Annotated in this window: 11 protein-coding genes, 1 pseudogene and 1 riboswitch; of the genes and pseudogenes, 7 read left to right on the forward strand and 5 right to left on the reverse strand. The window is 72.7% G+C overall.

Annotated features, from left to right (window positions below):
* Positions 1–22: 22 nt before the first annotated feature.
* The 4 genes from LNW73_RS01965 to LNW73_RS01980 form a co-directional block, all read right to left on the reverse strand.
* The gene (locus LNW73_RS01965) at positions 23–2,110 is read right to left on the reverse strand and encodes an APC family permease (RefSeq protein WP_250988598.1); all 2,088 of its coding nucleotides are present in this window, start codon (positions 2,108–2,110) and stop codon (positions 23–25) included.
* Between the two features lie 120 nt (positions 2,111–2,230).
* Positions 2,231–2,638, reverse strand: a complete 408-nt coding sequence (locus tag LNW73_RS01970; protein ID WP_138352546.1) for a (2Fe-2S) ferredoxin domain-containing protein — start codon at positions 2,636–2,638, stop codon at positions 2,231–2,233.
* Positions 2,639–2,749: 111 nt separating this feature from the next.
* Entirely contained in the window at positions 2,750–3,532 is a 783-nt protein-coding gene (locus tag LNW73_RS01975; protein WP_250979027.1) for a CbtA family protein, read from the reverse strand.
* 15 nt (positions 3,533–3,547) lie between these two features.
* Positions 3,548–3,769 (reverse strand): CbtB domain-containing protein, encoded by a 222-nt coding sequence (locus LNW73_RS01980; protein ID WP_138352543.1) that lies wholly within the window; start codon positions 3,767–3,769, stop codon positions 3,548–3,550.
* A 264-nt stretch (positions 3,770–4,033) separates the two neighbouring features.
* Between LNW73_RS01980 and LNW73_RS01985 the strand changes: the two genes are divergently transcribed.
* Positions 4,034–4,606 carry a histidine phosphatase family protein gene (locus LNW73_RS01985; protein WP_250988599.1) on the forward strand — a complete coding sequence of 191 codons (573 nt, stop codon included), beginning with the start codon at positions 4,034–4,036 and terminating at the stop codon, positions 4,604–4,606.
* A 67-nt stretch (positions 4,607–4,673) separates the two neighbouring features.
* On the opposite strand, the gene LNW73_RS01990 is transcribed toward LNW73_RS01985, so the two are convergent.
* Positions 4,674–6,152 (reverse strand): hypothetical protein, encoded by a 1,479-nt coding sequence (locus LNW73_RS01990; protein WP_250988600.1) that lies wholly within the window; start codon positions 6,150–6,152, stop codon positions 4,674–4,676.
* A 102-nt stretch (positions 6,153–6,254) separates the two neighbouring features.
* Positions 6,255–6,396: riboswitch (cobalamin riboswitch) on the reverse strand.
* A 303-nt stretch (positions 6,397–6,699) separates the two neighbouring features.
* On the opposite strand from LNW73_RS01990, the gene LNW73_RS01995 reads away from it, so the two are divergent.
* From LNW73_RS01995 to LNW73_RS02020, 6 genes and pseudogenes are all read left to right on the forward strand, one after another.
* On the forward strand, positions 6,700–9,468 hold the full coding sequence (locus LNW73_RS01995) for a prenyltransferase/squalene oxidase repeat-containing protein (protein ID WP_250988601.1): 2,769 nt from the start codon (positions 6,700–6,702) through the stop codon (positions 9,466–9,468).
* Positions 9,468–10,448, forward strand: coding sequence for a hypothetical protein (locus LNW73_RS02000; RefSeq protein ID WP_250988602.1), 981 nt, complete (start codon positions 9,468–9,470; stop codon positions 10,446–10,448). Before LNW73_RS01995 ends, LNW73_RS02000 begins: the two co-directional genes overlap by 1 nt.
* Positions 10,445–11,719, forward strand: a complete 1,275-nt coding sequence (locus LNW73_RS02005; RefSeq protein ID WP_374118024.1) for an energy-coupling factor transporter transmembrane component T — start codon at positions 10,445–10,447, stop codon at positions 11,717–11,719. The genes LNW73_RS02000 and LNW73_RS02005 overlap by 4 nt, the downstream gene beginning before the upstream one ends.
* Positions 11,716–13,406: pseudogene (locus tag LNW73_RS02010) on the forward strand (ABC transporter ATP-binding protein). The gene LNW73_RS02005 and the pseudogene LNW73_RS02010 overlap by 4 nt, the downstream one beginning before the upstream one ends.
* A gap of 56 nt (positions 13,407–13,462) precedes the next feature.
* The gene (locus tag LNW73_RS02015; protein WP_250980429.1) at positions 13,463–14,251 is read left to right on the forward strand and encodes an ECF transporter S component; all 789 of its coding nucleotides are present in this window, start codon (positions 13,463–13,465) and stop codon (positions 14,249–14,251) included.
* Positions 14,252–14,416: 165 nt separating this feature from the next.
* Positions 14,417–15,808, forward strand: a complete 1,392-nt coding sequence (locus LNW73_RS02020) for a S53 family peptidase (RefSeq protein ID WP_250988603.1) — start codon at positions 14,417–14,419, stop codon at positions 15,806–15,808.
* The last annotated feature ends 102 nt before the right edge of the window (positions 15,809–15,910 follow it).

Here is a 15,910-nt window from a genome sequence, read left to right on the forward strand (position 1 = left end):
GGGACTCCCCGGGACCCGCCGTTCAGCGCGGGTCGCCGGGGCGCGGCGGCTCCTCCCGTCCGCTCTCCGGTTTGCCCGCGGCGGCGCCGACACCGGCCCGGAGAACCGGGTCGGGTTCGCCGCGGCGGACGGAGCCGGGGGCGCGGCGGGTCGGGCGGTGCGGCCTGAGCTCGGTTGAACTGAGCTGCCAGGGAACGCTGATGACCATGACGCCGGGGGTGAAGAGCAGCCGGCTCTTCAGCCACAGCGCGGACTGGTTGTGCAGCCCGTTCTCCCACCAGTGCCCGACGACGTACTCGGGGATGAACACGCTGACGATGTCGCGCGGGCTGGCGCGGTTCAGCGACCGTACGTATCCCACGACCGGCCGGGTGATCTCCCGGTAGGGCGACGCCAGGGTCTTGAGCGGCACCTGCATGTCGAAGGTGTCCCACGCGGTCTGCAGCGCCTTCGTCTCGTCGCGGTCGACGTCGACGGTGAGGGCTTCGAGGGTGTCGGGGCGGCAGGCGCGGGCGTAGGCCAGGGCCCGCAGCGTCGGTTTGTGGATCTTGGAGACCAGTACGATGGCGTGCACCCGGGCCGGCAGCGCCAGTTCCTCCGCCGGTTCGGTGACCGCGAGCTCGGCGGCGGTTCTGTCGTAGTGCCGCCGGATGGCGCGCATGTTCACCCACAGGACCACCGCGGCGATCACCGCCAGATACGCGCCCTCGGTGAACTTGGTGATCAGCACGATCACCAGCACCAGACCGGTGACGAACGACCCGACGCCGTTGATCACCCGTGCCGTCCGGTGCCGGCGGCGCTGGGCCGGATCGGTCTCGGTGCGCAGGGCACGGTTCCAGTGCCGGACCATCCCGGTCTGCGACAGCGTGAACGAAGTGAACACGCCCAGGATGTACAGGTGGATCAGGTTGGTGACCGACGCGTGGAACGCCCACAGCAGAGCGCCGGCGACGACGGCCAGCGCGACGATGCCGTTGGAGAACGCGAGCCGGTCGCCGCGGGTGTGCAGCTGACGGGGCAGGTAGCGGTGCTGCGCCAGGATCGACGCCAGCAACGGGAAGCCGTTGAACGCGGTGTTGGCGGCCAGGACCAGAACGAGCGCGGTCACGGCCTGGATGAAGAAGAAGCCGAAGCTGTGGTCACCGCCGAAGATCGCGGAAGCCAGCTGGGCGATGACGGTGCGCTGCGGAGTGGTCGCGCAGTCGCCCGTGATGCCGGTCAGCCGGCAGGTGTCGTCGGTGATGTGGACGTCCGAGATCATCGCGAGGGCGGTGATGCCGGAGAACATCACCACCGCGATCACTCCCATCGCGGTCATCGTGGAGGCCGCGTTACGGGACTTGGGCTTGCGGAACGCCGGCACGCCGTTCGAGATCGCCTCGACACCGGTGAGGGCGGTGCAGCCGCTGGAGAACGCGCGCAGCCCCAGCATCAGCAGCGCGAACCCCGCGAGATTGGTGTCGCCCGGCTCCGGGGTGATGCCGTACGCGGCGGACTCCGCCACCGGGGCGTCGCCCACCAGCCAGCGGAACAGCCCCGTGGCGCACATGATCAGCACGCCCGCGATGAACAGATAGGTGGGAGCGGCGAACGCCCGCCCCGACTCCCGAGTCCCCCGCAGGTTGATCGCCGCCAGCAGCGCGACGAAGGCGACCGCCATCACGGTCCGGTACTCGTTGACGGACGGGATCGCGGAGATGATGTTGTCGACGCCGGAGGCGACGGACACCGCGACCGTCATCACATAGTCGACGAGCAGCGACGCGGCCACCACGAGCCCGGCGGACGGGCCCAGGTTGGTCGCGACCACCTCGTACGACCCGCCACCGGACGGGTAGGCGTGCACGACCTGCCGGTAGGACAGCACCACGACGGCCATGAGGCCGACGACCGCCATCCCCACCCACGTCGTCAGGTGCAGATACGCCAGCCCGCCGAGGGTGAGCACCAGCAGGATCTCCTGCGTGGCGTACGCGACGGACGACAACGGGTCCGACGCGAAGATCGGCAGCGCCAGCCGCTTCGGCAGCAGCGTCTCCTGCAACCCCTCGCTCGGCAACGCCGGGCCGATCACCAACCGTTTGACCGCATCCACGATTCTCGCCACGCGGGTGAGCGTAAGGGCAGGCCAGGAGTCTGGATCAGCGCCGCGCGGCGGCTCCGGCCCCCGTGGTCCGGGCGGCCCAGTGCCCGCCGCACCGCGGCGCGCCCGGCTCGCGACGCAAGGTCAGCGCCGCCGGCGCAGCGGGGTCGCGCGCCGCGGGCTCACGATCTGGAGGGCGAGGGAGGCGGGCGGTTCGGTCTCGCCGGGGCCGCCCGAGGCCACCCAGGCGAGGATGTCGTCGGTGGAGCCGTCGTCGGTGGCGAAGCCGATCCATACGGCCCGGCCGCCCTTGCGGCGTCCTTCGGCGGACGGCTGGACGACCACGATGTTCGCCTGGTCGCACGGGCCCAGACAGTCGGTGGTGCGCAGCGCGAGCCGGCCGCCGGAGTCCGCGGCCGCGGCGCTCAGCCGGTCCAACTGCCGCTGGTGGTCGGTGCCCGGGTGCTTGCTCGCATTGCCGCAGCAACACCCACGGCACACCACCAGGGTGCAGGGCCGTGCCGCGTACGGCGTGGGAAAGGGGGCGGTCACGCGGACTCCTTCGGCTCCGTGCCGGGTCCCGGCACAGCGCGGCGCGACCGACAGCCCGCCGGGGCGGACCCCGGCGGGCTGTCGGTCGTGTCGGGTGGGCGTCGGTCGGTGTCAGCCGGCGGAGGCGGCCGTCCGTGCCGCCGTCTTGCTCTCGCTGTTCGCCTCCGCGGCCTCGCTCTTGGCGGGCCGGGGGGTGAGTACGCGCTCGGCGAGGTAGCCGAACGTCAGGGCGAAGGCGGTCCACAGGGTGAGTTGGATGGCCACGGCCGCAAGGCGGAACTGCCACAGGAGCGTGGCGGAGAAGTCCGCGGGCACTTCGTTGATCGCGGGCAGGAAGGCGTAGGCCAGCCCGATGGCGACGAGATACGCGACACCGGCCACGACACTGGCGTACCAGGCGGTCAGTCGCGGTGCCAGGCGCTTGCCGAGGATGACGGCGGCCACCGCGAGCAGCACGCTCAGCGCGATCATGAGGAAGTACAGGGTGGTGCGTTTACCGATGGTCTCCGGGTCGCCGATCGACGGCGGGTTGGCCGGATACTTCAGGAACGGCACCACGTAGACGGTGAGCAGCGCCGCGCCCGAGATGAGCGCGGCGGTCGCCCGCGGGGTGAAGCGGCCGACGCGGCCCAGGGCGAAGCAGAACGCGAGGGCCGCGATCCCGCCCAGCGAGACGCCGAAGATCAGAACGCCGGTCGCCAGTCCCGCGGTGGACTGCAGGGAGCGGCTGACGATCTCCATCTCGTGTTCGTGGGAGTGGGAGTCCTCGAAGGCGATCGCCGCGTCGACCCTCGGTTCGCCCATGAGATAGGCGACGACGAGGGCGAGCAGACCGGCGACGAGCCCGGCGAGCATCCCCCGGACCAGCAGGGAGCGCACAGTGGTGGAGTTCATTGGAGCGGCTTCCGATCAGTGGCAGGGGAAGCCGAGCAGGTGGCGTCCGTCGTGGACCCACTCGTGAACGTCCGATCCGGCGACCAGGGACGTGGCGCCCTGCTCCGCACCGACGAAGTACAGCAGAACGAGCGCGAGCATGCCGAAGAAGACCGCCCAGGGCAGGATCGCCTTCAGCGGCAGCGGGGTGATGGGTAGAGCCGGACTGGCGGCCGCGGGTGCAGCGGACTGGGCCATGGCAGTGCCTCCTCGGGAACACGCGTCCCACTTGGTGGTGCTGTTGACGAAGGTGCCGGGTCTGACTTACCGGGGTGAGCCGGTTTCACAGTGGCGCGACCGTGCCGGATTTTCACCGTGCTTCCGTCACACCGTCGTCGGGTCGGGCTGAACCGTACCGTGAAGCGACACCCGCGGCCAAGGGCGTGCACGAAGGCGATACGCGCCAACCTGCGACGATGTGTTCCACTGCGGGGCCGGTGTGACAAGGGAGGGGTAGCGGGGATGACGGTGCGTGTGTTCTTGGTCTCGTCGGCGGAGAGCGAGGCCTTCGGGGAGGCGCGGTTCGACGACGGAACCAGCCCGCTGACCGACGCCGGAGCACGCCGGGCGCGCGCGGGCGCGGCCGAACTGCCGGGCGCGACCGCGTACTTGACCGCCGCGTCGGAACGCTGCCGGCGGACCGCGGAGCTCCTCGGCGTCACCGCGGGGGAGCAGCCGCCCTTGCGGGACTGGGACATGGGCCGCTGGCGGGGGCTCCGGCTGGACGAGGTCTCGGCCGCGGAGCCGGCGGCGGTGGCCGACTGGCTGTCGGACCCCGCCGCGGCCCCGCACGACGGCGAATCGCTGGCGGAGCTCTGCGAGCGGGTCGGCGGCTGGCTGGACGGCGGGGCGCCGGACGGCGGGCGGGTGCTCGCGGTCGTGGAGCCCGCGGTCGTGCGGGCCGCGGTCGTGCACGCCCTCGGCCTGCCGCCGCAGGCGTTCTGGCGCCTGGACGTCCTGCCGCTGACGGTCACCGAGCTCGTCGGCCGCGCCGGACGGTGGAACCTGCGGTGCGGGCGGCCGTTGGCGGGGTGACCGGCGCGCACGCACCGCGGGTCGCGGTCGTCAGGGGTTGAGTCGTCCTTGAGTCGTCAGGGCCTGATCAGCTGCCGTAGCGCAGCGAGATCGTGTCACCGACGTTCACGACGGTGGCCCGGGTCGCGGTGGCCGCCGCTGCGCCGTCGATGCTGACCTTCCAGGTGTTGGCGCTGGCGTTCGTCACACCGTTGACCTCGGTGACGGTCCCGGTGCCGGAGGTCGGCGTCCTGCTGGTCACGCAGCCGCCGGGGGTGGAGGACGCGAGCGCGGCGTCGAGGACCGCGCCGAGGGTCGAGGTGGTCCCGGTGGGCGTGATGGTCACCGAGCAGACCTTGAGCGCGCCGGCGCCGGTGTCGACGATCAGCGCGAGCTTGCTGGCCGTTCCGCTGGTGAAGGTCGTGGTGCCGACCCACTTCGGGGCGCCCACCGTGACCGGGGTCGGCGGCACGGCCGTGAAGCCGGCCCCGCCGACGGCACGCAGGGCGTCGATGGAGGAGTAGGCGGTCGGGGAGGTGTCGGCCGGCTGGTACTTGAAGCCGCCGCCGGGGTTGAACTGGTTGGCGAGGAGGAAGTCGATGGGCGTCTTGCCCGCCGCCGTGGTGAAGTCGGAGCCCTGGGCGTTGAATCCGCAGGCGTTGAGGCCCGAGACGGCCCAGCCGTTGGAGTCGGTGTTGGCGCCGAACATGGCGTTGAACGCGCCGGTGGCGTTGACCAGCTTGCTCTTGAGGAAGTTCTTGCCCGCCACGACGGCCGCGTCGGTGTTCGCGACGCCGCTGACGCACAGCGACGCGATCACGGCGCCGGTCATGTCGATGTCGCTGGCCGCCGCGAGCTGGGTCGGGTTGCCTGCGGCCTGGCTGAAGTTCCAGCCACCGTCGTTGTGTTCGTTGGCGCGCACCACGGTGATCGACGCGTTGAGCAGGCTCTGCGGCACACGCTGGACGCCGGCCTGCGTCCTGGCGCCGCCGAGGGCGAGCAGCCCGAACACCGTGCCGTTGAAGTTGGCGGGCGGACCGTAGGAGCCGGGTGAGGCGGTCTGCCAGTAGGAGACGACGTCGGCTATCAGGTTGCGTCCGACCGCGACCCGGGCCGGGTCGATGCCCGCCGCGTTGGCGTTGAGGGCGGCGCGCTGGTAGTCGGTGGCGACCGGTGAGGCGCTGGGCCAGGACGGGGCCGAGAGCTGGTTGCGGTAGACGGTGCGCGCGTTCTTGGTGAGGTCGCCGCCGGGCGTGACGTCGACCGCGGCGGTGCCGGCGGCGGCCAGCGCGCTGAACGCCCACTCGTTGGAGAGACCGCCCGGCGTGACGTAGCTGCCGTCGGCGGCCTGCAGCGACTTGAGGTAGTTGACCCCGTTGGTCTTCGAGGTGGTGATCTGCGCCGGGGTGGAGGTCGCCTCGGAGGGCGTCGAGGCGAGCAGGAGCGCCCCGACCGCCAGCGGCAGGCCGAGGGCGACGGTACGGCGTGACCGTCTGCCGAAGCGGGAGAGCGGGCCGGACGAGAAGGTGCGGGACGAGAAGGTGCCGGACGAGAGAGGGCCGGACATGTGTGGACTCCTTGGGTGGAGAGCGCCGAACGCGCCCCGCACCGAGGTGTCTGCACCCACCGCCGCCGGGGCGGCCGCCGCCCGATCGCGTGGACAGGCTTCCGCTGTTCTGCGACACCGGCGGGTACTCGGGCTCGGAGCGGTGATCACCGCCCACACCGTTGCGCGTCAGCCCTGGAGTCGCACCAGGTTCCCCCACGCGGTATCACCGTGACGGTAGCGCACCGGAAACGCGCCGGCGGCCTGTCGCCGTACGTGATTCACCGGACACGAGCGGGCGTTGACCGGCCGTGCGCCATCATGGTCTGATAAACCGCTTTACAACTTCAGACGCTTCAGAAGCCAGGGGAAGCCCGGTCGAATTCCGGCACTGACCCGCAACCGTAGATCCGCCGAAAGGCGGATGAGTCGGACTACCTGCACTGAAGCCGCATCATCACGAGCGCCGTCGAGGTCTACGGCGCGGATATCGCGGTGCCCCCTGGTCGCCCGGGGAGTGCCCGGCCTCCGTGCTCAGGCTTCCCGTCGGCCGACAGGGGAGCCACCGATGAACACCCACGCGGATCCGCGCGGACGCGGACGACGGGGCCTCGTGTCCCTGATCGTGTCCGCCTTCCTGGTACTGGCCACCGCCGGCGTCACGCTCGTGTCGTCCGGTTCGCCGGCCAGTGCCGATCCGGTCGGCGACTGTACGGCGACGAGCGGCGCCATCGTCGCGGTGGACTTCGGCCACTGGGGCGGCTCCGTCGTCCGCGGCTGCGACGCCCACCCCACCACCGGGATGAACCTGCTGCACAACGCCGGGTTCAGCACCACGGGCACCGTCCACGACGGACCCGGCTTCATCTGCCGCATCGGCACGGCCGGCTTCCACGGTGGGGACCAGTACCCGACGGCCGCGGAGGAGGGCTGCCGGACGACTCCGCTGCCCTCCGCCTACTGGTCGTACTGGATCGCCCCTCCGGGCCAGGACACCTGGACGTACAGCCCGCTGGGCGCGCTCGGCGATGTGCCGAAGGACGGCGAGGTCGAGGCCTGGGTGTTCGGCGCCACCGACGTCGGCGGCACCAGCGGACAGCCCGCGTTCACCCCGGACTCCGTCCGCGCGAAGAACCCCGGCGGCGGCACCCCGACCACCACGCCCCCCACCACCACTCCCACCACCTCGCCGTCGGGCTCGAACCCGCCGGCCGCCGAGGGTGCGGCCGCCGGAGCGCAGTGGCTCGTCGAGCACCTCACCGACGGCGACCACGTCCAGAACGAGGCCGCCGGCGAGATCGACTACGCACGGACCGTGGACACCGCGATCGCGCTGGCCGCGGCGGGCGGCCAGGATCCCGCACTGACCCGCATCGTCGCCTTCCTGTCCGCGCACGTCAGCGAGTACGCGTACGCCGACGGCCCGGCGGTCCCACCGCGCCCCGGCGCGATAGCCGGTCTCGCGCTCATCGCCGAGATCACCGGCGCCGATCCGCAGGCCTTCGGCGGGCACAACCTCCTCACCGCGCTGACCGACAACGTCTGCACCGCCGCCGGGAGCCTCGGCAACTGCTCGGCCGCGGGCGACTTCTACGGGGCGTACTCCCCGACCACCGACGCCCTCGCCGTCCTGGCGCTGGCGCGCGGCGGGGTCACACCCCCGGCCGTCTCCGTGGCCCGGGTGGAGCAGATGCAGTGCACCAACGGCGGCTTCGCCGGCTCCATGATCCTCCCCGGCGAGCGCTGCGACGCGGAGCCCGGCACCACCGGCAGCGTGATCGTGGCACTCGCCAGGGCGTCGGGCGCGGACGCGCCGGCGGTCACCAAGGCGGGTGCGTACCTGCTCGGCGCACAGCAGGCCGACGGCGGCTGGATCCCGTACGAGGGCGCTCCCGGCGCCGAGACCATCAGCACCGCGTTCGACACGCAGGCGCTGACCGTCCTCGGCCCGAAGGACCGGGCCGCCGCGGCGCGGAACTGGATCTCCGGCCGGCACACCGCCGACGGCGGCTTCAGCACCGACGCGACCGCCACCGAGGCGGATCTGTTCGCGACGACGCAGGCCGTCATCGCCCTGTCCGGCGCGAACCTCGGCACCCTGCACCACGACCCGGCGGGCACCACCCCGCCGACCACGCCGACCACGGCTCCGCCGGGCACCTCCCCCGACCTGGTCAAGGGCGTGGCGTACCTGGTCGCACCGGCGCGGCTGATCGACGGCCACTACTACGAGGCGTTCGCCGGTTCCGGATTCGCCGACTTCGGACTCACCATCGACGGCGCCTACGCGCTGGCGGCGGCCGGCGGCAACGACGCCGCGCTCCTCAAGGTCGTGGACTTCATCGACCGGCAGGGCAAGGACGGCTCGGGCCGGACCGTCAACGACTGGACCGGTATCGGGACGGAGTACGCCGGCGGCGGCTCCCTCGGCAAGGAGGCCCTGCTGGCCGAGGTGACCGGCCGTGACCCGCGGACGTTCGGCGGCCACGACCTGATCGCCGCGCTGGACAAGGCCGTCTGCGCGAAGGCCTCCGGCGGCACGGACCGCAGCTGCGCGGCAGCGGGCAACTACACCTACGCCACGTCGGTCTTCTCGCAGTCGCTCGGGATCATCGCGCAGCTGCGGGCCGGCGACAAGGTGAACGCGGCCACGCCGATCACGTACCTGGAGAGCCTGCAGAACGCCAAGGGCGCCTGGCCGAGCCTGATCCCGGCCACCGGCGACTCCGATGTGGACAGCACCGCGATGGCGGTCATGGCCCTGTCGATGGTCCCCGGTGACGCCGCCGCGGACGCGGTCGCCAAGGGCATCTCCTGGATCGCCACCCAGCAGAAGGCGGACGGCGGGTTCCCCGGAGCGGCCGGCGACTCCACCAACTCGGCGGCCCTGGCGATCCAGGCGCTGCGGCTGGGCAAGGGCTCCTCCACGACTCCGGCCGCCGACGCGCTCACCTTCCTTTCGAAGCGGCAGAACAAGGACGGCGGCTTCGACGTCGCCGCGGAGGGCCAGAAGGGCTCGGATCTGCGGGCCTCGACGCAGGCGGTCGGCGGCGCCACCGGTATCTCCTTCGGCAGCCTGCTGCGGGATCTGAGCAAGGTCCCCACCACGAGCCCCACCCCGTCCACCAGCGCTCCGGCCACCGGTACCGCCGGGGGCAACGGCGGTTCCGACGCGGGCGGTTCGGGTGACCGGTCGCCGGGACAGGGCGGGCTGGCCTCGACCGGGCTCGACGCACAGCGGCTCACGCTGCTGACACTGATGCTGCTGCTGGCCGGGAGCGGAGCCGTCGTCGTGGCCCGCCGCCGCCGGTCCGCGGCCGAGGGGAGTCACCGCTGATGCGCCACGTCATCCGGTTCCACCGGACGGACCGACCGGGCCGCCTCGGCCGTCTGCTGGGCGCCGTGGGCCTGACCCTCGCCGTCGCGCTCGCCGGGGTCGGGGTGTCCGCGGCCCCGGCGGCGGCGACCGCGCTGCCGATCGGGCAGTGCACCACGTCCTCCGGCGTGATCCTCGCCGTCGACTTCAGCCACTGGGGCGGGCCGCTGCTGCGCTCCTGCGGAACGACGCCCACCACCGGTTACACCCTGCTGAACCAGGGCGGCTGGCAGACGACCGGCACCGGACACGACGGTCCCGCGTTCATCTGCCGGATCGGGTACAGCGGTTACCAGGGCGGCACCCGCTACCCGACGCCGTCGCAGGACTCCTGCGTGCTCACCCCGCCGGCCAGCGCCTACTGGTCCTACTGGCACGCCGACCCCGGCCGGAACACCTGGTCGTACAGCCAGCTCGGCGCGATGAGCTACCACCCGGTGGCCGGCAGCGTGGATCTGTGGATCTTCGGTGGCACGGACATCGGCGGCACCCAGGGCCGTCCGACGTTCTCGCCGGACTCCGTCCGGGCCCACAACACTTCCCCGGCCGGCACCGCGACCAAGCCGCCGGCACCGTCCGGCGGCCAGGCGCCGCCGGCCACCCAGCCGGCAGGCCGGCCGTCCAACGGCGGTGGCGGCGGTACGACGACCGCCCCCGGCGGCGCGCCGAGCGGCGCCCCCGCGAGCGGCGCGCCCGGATCCCCGGCCGCCGGCACGCCGACGGACCCGGCCACGTCCGCCGGGACCGCCGCTCCCACCGGTCCGCCCTCCCCCGGTGCGACCCCGTCGGGCAGGGCCCCGCGGATGGTAGACGCCGAACCGACGGCGGCGGCCGGGCACTCGACCGGTTCGGTGGTGCCGGGCGTCATCACGGGGGCACTCGTGGTGCTGCTCGGCGGGACGACGGTGATCGTCGCCCGGCGTCGCCGACGAGCGCGATGAGCGGGGTCCCGCTCTCCGTGGAACCGTCCTCCGTGGAACCGTCCTCCGTGGAACCGTCCTCCGTGGAACCGTCCTCCGGCTCCGCCCCGCGCCGCGCGCCGGGCGGGGCCGGCCGGCGGCTGCCGCGCATGCTGCACCCGGTGGCGTGGTGGATCTGGGCGATCGGACTGGCCACCGCGGTCAGCAGGACCACCAATCCGCTGCTGCTCCTGCTGGTGCTGGCGGTGCTGGGTTTCGTGGTCACCGCCCGGCGCACCGAAGCGCCCTGGGCACGGGGCTTCCAGTACTACCTGTGGCTGGCGCTGACGGTGGTCGCGATCCGGGTGGTGTTCCGCTGTGTCTTCGCGAGCGGCATCACCCCCGCCGACCACCTGCTGTTCTCGCTCCCCCACATCCCGACCCCCGCCTGGTATGCCGGAATCCAGATCGGCGGCCCGGTCTCGCTGGAGGCCACGCTGTCCGCGGCCACGGACGGCCTGCGGCTCGCGTGTCTGCTGTGCTGCATCGGGGCCGCGAACACCCTGGCCAACCCGAAACGGGCGCTGCGGGTGCTGCCGGGCGCACTGTACGAGCTCGGGGTGGCGGTGACCGTGTCGATCAGCGTCGCCCCCCAACTCGTCGACAGCGTCCAGCGGGTGAGCCGGGCCCGGCGGCTGCGGGCCGGCCGGGCCAAGGGGTTCCGGGCGCTGCGCGGTATCGCCATTCCGGTGCTGGAGGACGCCCTGGAACGTTCGCTGCACCTGGCGGCGGCCATGGACTCCCGGGGCTACGGCCGCGCCGGCACGGCGACCCGCGCTTCGCGCCGGGCCACCGGGGCGCTGATGCTGCTGGGCATGTGCGGGCTGTGCGCGGGCGTCTACGGGCTGCTCGACGGGACCGCGCCGAAGGCGCTGGGGCTGCCCGCCCTGCTCGTCGGCTCCCTGCTGTGCTGCGCGGGCCTGGCACTGGGCGGCCGGCGGGTGCGGCGGACGAGCTACCGGCCCGACCCCTGGCGGCTCGCGGAATGGATCGTCGCGGGCTGCGGTCTGGCCTCCGCCGTCCTGCTGTTCACCACCGCCGGCTACAGCGCGGCCGAACTCAACCCGTCCCTCTACCCGTTGAGCTGGCCTACGCTGCCGGCCGTCCCCGCGGTCGCGGTCCTGATCGCCGGCGTCGCCGGGGTCGCGGCGCCACCGCCCGGCCGCGCCCCGGCCGGCCCCCGGACGACCGCCGCCGCCACGGAGCCGTCCCGGCGGACCGGCCGTGCCACTCCTACCGAGGTGACCCTGTGATCCGCTTCGACCAGGTCAGCGTCACGTACGACGGCGCGCCCGCCCCTGTCCTGCGGGAGGTGGACCTGCGGATCGAGGAGGGTGAACTCTGCCTCGTCGTCGGGCGGACGGGCGCGGGCAAGTCCACGCTGCTCGGCACCGTCAACGGTCTCGTGCCGCACTTCACCGGCGGCACCCTGGCCGGCCGGGTGACCGTCGGCGGCCGGGACACCGCGCACTTTCCGCCGCGTGAACTGGCGGACGTCGTCGGCGTCGTCGGGCAGGATCCGCTGGCCGGGTTCGTCACCGACACCGTCGAGGAGGAACTCGCCTACGCGATGGAGCAGTTGGCGGTTCCGGCGAACGTGATGCGCAAGCGGGTCGAGGAGACCCTGGATCTGCTGGGGCTCGCCGAGCTGCGGCACCGGTCCCTGCACGAGCTGTCCGGCGGCCAGCAGCAGCGTGTCGCGATCGGATCGGTGCTGACCGCACACCCCCGCATCCTGGTGCTGGACGAGCCCACGTCCGCGCTCGACCCCACCGCGGCGGAGGAGGTGCTGGCCGCGATCACCCGGCTGGTGCACGATCTGGGCGTCACCGTCGTGCTGGCCGAACACCGGCTGGAGCGCGTGGTGCAGTACGCGGACCGGGTCCTGCACCTGGCGGGCGACGGCACCGTCTCCGACGGGCTGCCCGCCGCGATGTTCCGCACCACCACCGTGGCGCCGCCCGTCGTGGAGCTGGGCCGGCTGGTCGACTGGCGGCCGCTGCCGCTGTCGGTACGCGACGCCCGCCGGGCCGCCGGGCCGCTGCGCGAGCGCTTGGACGGGATCACGGTCCCGCCGGCGAGATCGTCCGTGCCCGCGGGGTGGGGGAACGTCCCGCGCTCACCGCGCGCGGCGTCGTGGTGCGGTACGGCGACGTGGTGGCCGTCCACGAGGTCGATCTGGACCTGCTGAGCGGCCAGGTCACCGCTCTGATGGGACGCAACGGCTCCGGCAAGTCGTCCCTGCTGTGGGCGCTGCAGGGCTCGGGTCCCCGGCAGGTCGGCACCGTGGACGTCGCGGAGGCCCCGGCCGGCCGGGACACCCCGCCCGGCCGGCGCACCGGGTCCGGCAAGCGGGGACGCGACCCCAAGCACCTGTCCGCGGCGGCCGCACGGCGGCTGGTGGGGCTGGTCCCGCAGACGCCGACGGATCTGCTCTATCTGGAGTCGGTGGCCGGTGAACTGGCCCAGGCCGACCGTGAGTCGGCGGGCGCGTCCGTGCTGTCCGCCCGTGAGCTGCTGGACCGGCTCGCGCCGGGCATCGCGGACGACACGCACCCCCGCGACCTGTCGGAGGGGCAGAAGCTCTCCCTCGTGCTGGCGATCCAGCTGACGGCCGCGCCCCGGATCGTGCTCCTGGACGAGCCCACCCGGGGCCTCGACTACCAGGCCAAGAAGGCGCTGACCGGAATCGTGGACGCGCTGGCGGCCGAGGGGCGCAGCGTCGTCATCTCCACGCACGACGTGGAGTTCGTGGCGGCCGCCGCCGACCGGGTCGTGGTGCTCGCGGAGGGCGAGATCGTCGCGGACGGTCCGACCACCGAGGTGATCGTCGCGTCCCCGGCCTTCGCGCCGCAGACGGCGAAGATCCTCGCCCCGCTGGAGTACCTCACCGTGGGCCAGGTCGACGCGGCCCTCGCCGGTCCCGCGGTGACCTCGTGACGGCCGGCCCGCTGACCGCGGGCCCGCGGGCGGGCCGCCGCCGGGTCGCGGTCCGGATGCCCGCGCGGGCCGTCGTGGTCGTCACGCTGGCCGCCTTCGTCGGCCTGGTCGCGTTCCTGTGGCCGTTCGTCGTCGCGCCGGGGAAGTTCGGCTCCTCCTACGCCCCGCCGCTGATCTTCGGTGTGCTGCTGGTGCTGGTGCTGGCCGTGGTGCTCTCCGAGATCGCCGACGGCGGCATCAACTCCAAGGCGCTGGCGATGCTCGGGGTCCTGTCGGCCGTCAATGCCGCCCTGCGCCCGCTGGGCGCCGGTACGGCCGGCGTCGAGACCGTCTTCTTCGTCCTGGTGCTGGCCGGGCGGGTCTTCGGCCCCGGTTTCGGTTTCACCCTCGGCTGCACCTCGCTGTTCGCGTCGGCCCTGATCACCGGTGGTGTCGGGCCGTGGATGCCGTACCAGATGTTCGGCTGCGCCTTCGTGGGCATGCTCGCCGGGCTGCTGCCGAAGGCCGGCCGGCGCGTCGAGGTCCTGCTGCTCGCCGGGTACGGGGCGCTGTCGGGCTATCTCTTCGGCTTCCTGCTGAACCTGTCGTTCTGGCCCTTCTCGGTCGACCCCAACAGCTCGATCGCCTATCTGCCGGGACTGCCGTTCACCGAGCAGTGGCACCGCTACCTGGCCTTCGACCTCGCCACGTCGCTGGGCTGGGACACCGGCCGGGCCGTCACCAACTTCCTCTGCATCCTGGTCGCGGGACCCGCCGTCCTCACCACGTTCCGGCGCACCGCCCGGCGGGCCAACTTCGAGGCGCCCGTGCGCTTCGATCCGGTGGCGGACGACGGGGAGCGCTGAGACGCCAGGGGCAGCGGAGGCCGCCCGGGTAATGGCTCCGCAAAGTTATCGGCTCCCAGGTAAAGCCGTCGGCAGTAATCCGCCAACACGCTTGTCCTGCTCATGATGTACGGATGTGATCACGGCAGCCGCCCAGCGCGGCCCGACTCCACACAAGGAGGATCCATGCCCAGAGTTCGTCCGCGGCAGCGTGCCGTGGTCGCAGCGGCCGGGGCCACCGCCCTCACGGCCGCAGCGCTCATATCCGCCCCGCTGTCAGGGGCCGCCACCGCGGCGCCGGCCGCCAAGGCCCCGGTGGCCAGGGTGGTGCCGGCCGTTGAAGGGCACCAGCTGGTCCGCGCCGCCGACGGCCCGCTCAGCATCGAGCAGTGCCAGGCCAAGTGGGGGATCAACTGCTACACCCCGACCCAGTACCGGCAGGCGTACGACCTGAACCCGCTGTACCGGGCCGGCATCACCGGCAAGGGCCGCACGATCGTCATCGTGGACTCCTTCGGTTCGCCGACGATCCAGCACGACCTGGACGTGTACAGCCACCAGTTCGGCATCAAGAGCGCTCCGGTGCAGGTGGTCAAGTGGGGCAACGTCCCGCCGTGGGACGCCACCAACCCGGACATGACCGGCTGGGCGGGCGAGTCCACGCTGGACGTGGAGATGGCGCACGCCGTGGCGCCGGACGCGAAGATCATCCTCGTGGAGACGGCGGTCGCCGAGACCGAGGGCGTCGTCGGCCTGCCGGAGATGATGGACGCCGAGAAGTCACTGATCGACCGCGGCATCGGCGATGTCATCTCGCAGAGCTTCGGGGCGACCGAGAACACCTTCCCCGGCTTCGAGCAGGGCAACTTCTCGAGCATCGAGAAGCTGCGGTACGCGTTCAAGGCCGCGGCCAGGCACGGGGTGACCGTGCTGGGGTCCTCCGGTGACAGCGGTGCCACGGACTACATCGAGGACGGCAGCGCCGACTACCCCTACCAGGTCAACTCCTGGCCGTCGTCGGACCCGCTGGTCACCTCGATCGGCGGCACCCAGCTGCACCTGAACGACGCGGGCAACCGCACCGCGCCGGACAGTGTCTACAACGACTACGGCGCCAGCGGCGGCGGCCAGTCCCACGTCTTCGGCCGCCCCGCGTACCAGAACGGGGTGAAGGGCATCGTCGGCGACCACCGCGGCACGCCGGACATCTCGATGGCCGCGGCGGTCGACGGGGGCGCCTGGGTGTACTCCAGCTACGACCCGACGTCGGTCGGCTGGGGAGTCAACGGCGGTACGAGCGAGGCGAGTCCGCTCTTCGCGGGCATCGTGGCGCTGGCCGACCAGCTCGCCGGCCACCGGGTGGGCGACATCCACAGCGCGCTGTACACGCTGTCGAAGCAGGCCCCGCACAGCCCGTTCACCGGCGTCGTGGACGTCGCGGACGGTACGAACAACACGTATGACGGTGTCACCGGCTACACCGCGGTGAAGGGCTACGACATGGCAACCGGCGTCGGCACCCTCGACGCGGCCCGCTTCGTCCCGGCTCTGGCACTGCAGAGCTGGCTGCACCACTGACCGAACGGCACTTTCCGGCCGCCGTCGTACCTCCGGGTACGGCGGCGGCCGTCCGCATGCCGTGCCGGGCCGCGGGCAGCCGCCCGGTGAATGCCGTGGCGT

The organism is Streptomyces sp. RKAG337 (assembly GCF_023701715.1).
Lineage (GTDB): Bacteria > Actinomycetota > Actinomycetes > Streptomycetales > Streptomycetaceae > Actinacidiphila.

What these genes read in the sequence shown, in the direction of transcription:
- LNW73_RS01975 (WP_250979027.1), bottom strand. Translation starts at nt 3,532, where the DNA reads ATGAACTCCACCACTGTGCGCTCCCTGCTGGTCCGGGGGATGCTCGCC.
- LNW73_RS01980 (WP_138352543.1), bottom strand. Translation starts at nt 3,769, where the DNA reads ATGGCCCAGTCCGCTGCACCCGCGGCCGCCAGTCCGGCTCTACCCATC.
- LNW73_RS01985 (WP_250988599.1), top strand. Translation starts at nt 4,034, where the DNA reads ATGACGGTGCGTGTGTTCTTGGTCTCGTCGGCGGAGAGCGAGGCCTTC.
- LNW73_RS01990 (WP_250988600.1), bottom strand. Translation starts at nt 6,152, where the DNA reads ATGTCCGGCCCTCTCTCGTCCGGCACCTTCTCGTCCCGCACCTTCTCG.
- LNW73_RS01995 (WP_250988601.1), top strand. Translation starts at nt 6,700, where the DNA reads ATGAACACCCACGCGGATCCGCGCGGACGCGGACGACGGGGCCTCGTG.
- LNW73_RS02000 (WP_250988602.1), top strand. Translation starts at nt 9,468, where the DNA reads ATGCGCCACGTCATCCGGTTCCACCGGACGGACCGACCGGGCCGCCTC.
- LNW73_RS02005 (WP_374118024.1), top strand. Translation starts at nt 10,445, where the DNA reads ATGAGCGGGGTCCCGCTCTCCGTGGAACCGTCCTCCGTGGAACCGTCC.
- LNW73_RS02015 (WP_250980429.1), top strand. Translation starts at nt 13,463, where the DNA reads ATGCCCGCGCGGGCCGTCGTGGTCGTCACGCTGGCCGCCTTCGTCGGC.
- LNW73_RS02020 (WP_250988603.1), top strand. Translation starts at nt 14,417, where the DNA reads ATGCCCAGAGTTCGTCCGCGGCAGCGTGCCGTGGTCGCAGCGGCCGGG.